This is a genomic window from Xanthomonas sp. SHU 166 (assembly GCF_000364685.1).
Taxonomy (GTDB): domain Bacteria; phylum Pseudomonadota; class Gammaproteobacteria; order Xanthomonadales; family Xanthomonadaceae; genus Xanthomonas_A; species Xanthomonas_A sontii.
The window spans coordinates 1-4,672 of sequence record NZ_AQOJ01000342.1 but is presented as its reverse complement, the minus strand read 5'-3'; the positions used below and the strand labels follow the sequence as shown (position 1 = coordinate 4,672).

6 protein-coding genes are annotated in these 4,672 nt (G+C 70.9%); 5 read left to right on the top strand and 1 reads right to left on the bottom strand.

Annotated features, from left to right (window positions below; genetic code table 11):
* Window positions 1–125 precede the first annotated feature (125 nt).
* A complete protein-coding gene (locus tag D180_RS10065) occupies window positions 126–1,085 on the bottom strand; it encodes a DUF3011 domain-containing protein (protein ID WP_017912695.1) in 960 nt (319 codons plus the stop codon).
* Window positions 1,086–1,242: 157 nt separating this feature from the next.
* Between D180_RS10065 and aspS the strand changes: the two genes are divergently transcribed.
* The 5 genes from aspS to D180_RS10040 all read left to right on the top strand — a co-directional run.
* Window positions 1,243–2,994 carry an aspartate--tRNA ligase gene (gene aspS / locus D180_RS10060; RefSeq protein ID WP_017912694.1) on the top strand — a complete coding sequence of 584 codons (1,752 nt, stop codon included), beginning with the start codon at window positions 1,243–1,245 and terminating at the stop codon, window positions 2,992–2,994.
* 33 nt (window positions 2,995–3,027) lie between these two features.
* On the top strand, window positions 3,028–3,345 hold the full coding sequence (locus D180_RS23890) for a hypothetical protein (protein ID WP_017912693.1): 318 nt from the start codon (window positions 3,028–3,030) through the stop codon (window positions 3,343–3,345).
* Window positions 3,346–3,348: 3 nt separating this feature from the next.
* Window positions 3,349–3,867, top strand: a complete 519-nt coding sequence (locus D180_RS10050) for a GNAT family N-acetyltransferase (protein WP_017912692.1) — start codon at window positions 3,349–3,351, stop codon at window positions 3,865–3,867.
* A 97-nt stretch (window positions 3,868–3,964) separates the two neighbouring features.
* Entirely contained in the window at window positions 3,965–4,276 is a 312-nt protein-coding gene (locus tag D180_RS10045) for an I78 family peptidase inhibitor (protein ID WP_223875595.1), read from the top strand.
* A 7-nt stretch (window positions 4,277–4,283) separates the two neighbouring features.
* Window positions 4,284–4,672: alpha/beta fold hydrolase (locus tag D180_RS10040; protein WP_017912691.1), on the top strand; the 389-nt coding region annotated here is incomplete at its 3' end.

The window sequence follows — 4,672 nt, the reverse complement described above, 5'->3', positions numbered from 1 at the left end:
GCTTCAGCCGCGACCGAGCCTTGCCCGGTCGCGGTCGATCCAAAAGAGCAAGAGCCGCTCCCGAAGTCGACCTGTCACGCCATGCATCCGGCCGCGCAGCACGCCGCGCGGCCCGTTGCCTTGGCTCAGCGCGCCCCGAAGCGCGCCCGGCAGCCGCCGTTGACCCACACCGTATTGCCTTCGTAGCCCCAGGTGCGGCCTTCCGCGCAGGTGGTGCCGGACAGCTGTTCGATCAGTTCCGGGCGGCCCTGGCGGCGGTCCCAGGCGCAGGTGCGCAGGCGCTTGTCGTCGCTGCTGCAGGTCACCGTGTAGCCGCTGTCCAGCGGCGGCCGGCTCGGCCCCCAGCTACCGCCGCCGCGGCCCTGGGCGAACTCGCCACGACAACCGTCGTCGACCCACACCGCGCCGTCGCGCGAGCCCCAGGTGCGGCCCTCGATGCAGCGGGTGTCCGACAGCTGCCGCACCAGCATAGCGTTGCGCCAGCCGGTCGGGCAGATGCGCTGGCGCTGGTCCTGGCTCTCGCAGCGGACGGTGCCGGCCACGCCGCCACTGCCGCCGCCGTCGCCCCAGTTGCCGCCCCAATTGCCGCGACCTTCGACGAAGCGACCACGGCAGCCCTGGTCCACCCACACCACGCCGGGCGCCGAGCCCCAGGTGCGGCCTTCGATGCACGGCGAATCGGACAGGGTGCCGACCAGTCGCGCAGGCCCGCGAAACGGCGTGGCGCATTGCTGGCGACGGCGGTCGTTGCTGGAGCAGGCGACGGTGCGGCCGTCGAAGCCCGGTTCCTGCCGCCAGCCGCCGCCGCTGCCGCTGCCGCGCAGCGAGGTGGCGATGTCCTGCTGGATGTTGCCGAAGCCCCAGCCGCGGTCGATCTGGTCCAAGTAGAACTCGAGCTGGTCGTCGGGGATCTGCCGGCCGCGCGACTGGTCGGCGTACTCGCGCTCGATCACCCGGACCCGGCCGGGGACCGACAGTTGCCGCAGGTCCTGCGGCGCGTAGGCGCGGGCGCTCTGGGCCGCGGCCGGGGCGCTGGCCAGGGCCAGCGCGGCGATCACCAGCCAGCCACCAAGGTGCTTCAACATGGGTTCTCTCCTCCCCGTGAATGGTGCGCGGACTATAGCCGCAGGCCAACTTAAGCCAGGATGAGTCATGCGCGATTTGCCCGGGCCGACGCGCCGCCGCAGAATACCGGGCTTGCCGGCGCCTTCTGCGCCGGGCGCCCCCTGTTTGGAGCTAGCGATGCGTACCCACTTCTGCGGCCTGGTCGACGAGACCCTGATCGGCCAAACCGTCACCCTGGCCGGCTGGACCGACGTGGCCCGCAACCTCGGCGGCGTGTGCTTCATCGACCTGCGCGACCACGAAGGCATCGTGCAGGTGATGGTGGAGCCGGAGAACGCGGAGGTGTTCAAGGTCGCCGCCAGCCTCGGCTACGAGGACGTGCTGCAGGTCGAGGGCGTGGTGCGTGCGCGGCATGCGGTCAACGACAAGCTGCGCAGCGGCAAGGTCGAGGTGATCGCCACCGCCATCACCGTGCTCAACAAGGCCGCGCCGCTGCCGTTCCACGCGCACGAGAACCCGGGCGAGGAAACCCGCCTGAAGTACCGGTATCTGGATCTGCGCCGCCCGGAGATGCAGCGCATGCAGCGCACCCGCATCAAGCTGGTGCAGGCGCTGCGCCGCTACCTGGACGAGCGCGGCTTCCAGGACATCGAGACGCCGATCCTGACCAAGGCCACCCCGGAAGGCGCGCGCGACTTCCTGGTGCCGGCGCGCATGCACCCCGGCGAGTTCTACGCGCTGCCGCAGTCGCCGCAGCTGTTCAAGCAGATCCTGATGGTGGCCGGCTTCGACCGCTACTACCAGATCGCGCGCTGCTTCCGCGACGAGGCGCTGCGCGCCGACCGCCAGCTCGAGTTCACCCAGCTCGACATGGAGTTCGCCTTCGTCCGCGAGCGCGACGTGCAGGACTTCGTCGAGGCGATGGTCCGCGCCATCTTCAAGGAGGTGGTCGACGTCGAGCTGGCCGCCGAATTCCCGCGCATGACCTGGGCCGAGGCCATGCGCCGCTACGGCTCGGACAAGCCGGACCTGCGCATCGCCCTGGAACTGACCGACGTCGCCGACCTGGTCAAGGACAGCGACTTCGCGGTGTTCACTGCGGCGGCCGCCGACCCAGACGGCCGCGTCGCCGCGTTGCGCATCCCAGGCGGCGCCAGCCTTTCGCGCAAGCAGATCGACGAATACGCCGCGCACGCCGCCAAGTACGGCGCCAAGGGCCTGGCCTACGTCAAGATCGCCGACAGCGGCGAGATCAGCTCGCCGATCCAGAAGTTCTTCGGCGAGGCCGCGTTCGCCACGCTGCTCGCCCACGTCGGTGCCGGCAACGGCGACATCGTGTTCTTCGGCGCCGGCGCCTACGGCAAGGTCTCCGACTTCATGGGCGCGCTGCGCCTGAAGGCCGGCAAGGACTTCAACCTCATCGCCGACGGCTGGCGGCCGCTGTGGGTCACCGATTTCCCGATGTTCGAATGGGACGAGGAGGCGCAGCGCTACGTGGCCCTGCATCACCCGTTCACCGCGCCGGCGGTGGACGATATCGCCGAGCTGCGCACGCATGCCAAGACCGCGGTGTCGCGCGGCTACGACATGGTGCTCAACGGCAACGAGATCGGCGGCGGTTCGATCCGTATCCACCGCCCGGACATGCAGAGCGCGGTGTTCGAACTGCTCGGCATCGGTGCCGAGGAAGCGCGCGCCAAGTTCGGCTTCCTGCTGGATGCGCTGAACTACGGCGCGCCGCCGCACGGCGGCATCGCCTTCGGCATCGACCGCATCGCCGCGCTGATGGCCGGCACCGAGTCGATCCGCGACGTGATCCCGTTCCCCAAGACCACCGGCGCGCAGGACCTGATGACCGACGCGCCGTCGCCGATCGCCGACGCCCAGCTGGCCGAAGTGCACGTGCAGGTGCGCCCGCAGGCGCAGTGATCCCTTTCTTCCAACCGTAGCGCAGGCCGACACATGAGCGAGACCGCATTCAATCTGGAGTGGGAAACCCTCGGCAACGAGGGCGCAGTGGAGGCCATCGTCACCCAGCGCGCGCGCGTGTTCGGCGGCTGGCTGGTGCGCGCCGGCAGCGGCGCCAACGCGCCGCTGGCGTTCGTGCCGGATCCGGAGGGCCGTTGGGACGGCGAGGACTTCGGCGAGGACGATTACGAGTACGAGGAAGACGACGAGGAAGACGACGAGGAAGAAGAGGACGAGGAAGAGGAAGGCGACGACGAGGACGAGGACGACGGCGAAGAGGCCGACGCCGACGCCGCGCACCCGGCGCGCTGAGTCGTGCTGATTCGCCGTGCCACGCCGGACGATGCCGCGGCGGTGACCCGCATCGCCACGGCCACCTTCTGCGAAACCTTCGGCCATCTGTATCCTGCGCAGGACCTGCAGGCCTTCCTCGACGAAGCCTATTCGATCGAGCGCGCGCAGGTGGTGCTGGCGCATCCGGACTACGCGATCTGGCTGGTCGAGCATGACGGCGAGGTGGTGGGACACGCTGCCGCTGGCCCTTGCGGCCTGCCGCATCCCGACGTGACGCCTGGCGATGGCGAACTGAAGCGGCTGTACCTGCTGCGCGCGCACCAGAACGGCGGCTGGGGTGCCCGGCTGTTCGACACCGCCCTGGCCTGGCTGGAGCGCGACGGCCCGCGCACGCTGTGGCTCGGCGTGTGGTCGGAGAACCTGGGCGCGCAGCGTTTCTACGCGCGCTACGGCTTCGAGAAGGTCGGCACCTACGAATTCCCGGTGGGGCGGGTGCGCGATCTCGAATTCATCCTGCGCCGGCCGCCGCGCGCGGCCTGACGCCTGCCGCCGGACCTCGTCCGGGCATGCCGCGTCGACACAGCGGCAACGAGTGCGCGCTACAGTGCTGGCCTGTCCAGCTTGAGGAGAGCACGCCATGTTCCGACCGTGGATGGGAATCGCCGCCGTCGTGCCGCTGCTGGCCGCGTGCGCGCCACCGGCGTCGCTGCAGCCGGCCAGTGCCGGGCCGACGGTGCAGGGCGATGGCCGCTGCAACGTCGAGGCCGTGGCCTGGGCGGTGGGCCAGGAGGCCACCCAGGCGACCATGAGCCGGGTCTGGAAGGAGAGCGGAGCCGGCGTGGTGCGGCCGATCGCGCCGGGCCAGGCGGTGACCCGCGACCTGCGCCTGGATCGGCTCAACGTGTTCCTGGATGGCAGCAATCACATCGTTCGCACCACCTGCGGCTGAGTCGCCGATGGCCGCCGCGCCCCAGGTGCTGTTGCTGCACGGCATCTGGAACGCGCGGCCGTGGCTGCTGCCGCTGGCGCTGCGCCTGCGCCGCGAGGGCTGGCGCGTCGCCAGCTTCGGCTATTCGACCGCGTTCGGCGGCGCCGAGGCCGCGCTCCCACGGCTGCACGCCCGCATCGAACGTATGGCCGCCACCGGTCCGGTGGCGCTGGTCGGGCATAGCCTCGGCGGCCTGATCGCCTTGCAGGCCTTGCAGGAGGTGCCCTCGCTGCCGGTGACCCGGGTGGTGTGCCTGGGCAGCCCGCTGGCCGGCAGTGCCGCCGCGCGCGCCCTGGCGCAACGGCGGCTCGGACTGGCGCTGGGTCGCAGCGCGGCGCTGTTGCAGCAGGGCGTGGC

Bases quoted from the DNA above. Each gene is read 5' to 3' on its own strand.
- D180_RS10065 (WP_017912695.1), bottom strand. From the start codon at position 1,085: ATGTTGAAGCACCTTGGTGGCTGGCTGGTGATCGCCGCGCTGGCCCTG.
- aspS (WP_017912694.1), top strand. From the start codon at position 1,243: ATGCGTACCCACTTCTGCGGCCTGGTCGACGAGACCCTGATCGGCCAA.
- D180_RS23890 (WP_017912693.1), top strand. From the start codon at position 3,028: ATGAGCGAGACCGCATTCAATCTGGAGTGGGAAACCCTCGGCAACGAG.
- D180_RS10045 (WP_223875595.1), top strand. From the start codon at position 3,965: ATGTTCCGACCGTGGATGGGAATCGCCGCCGTCGTGCCGCTGCTGGCC.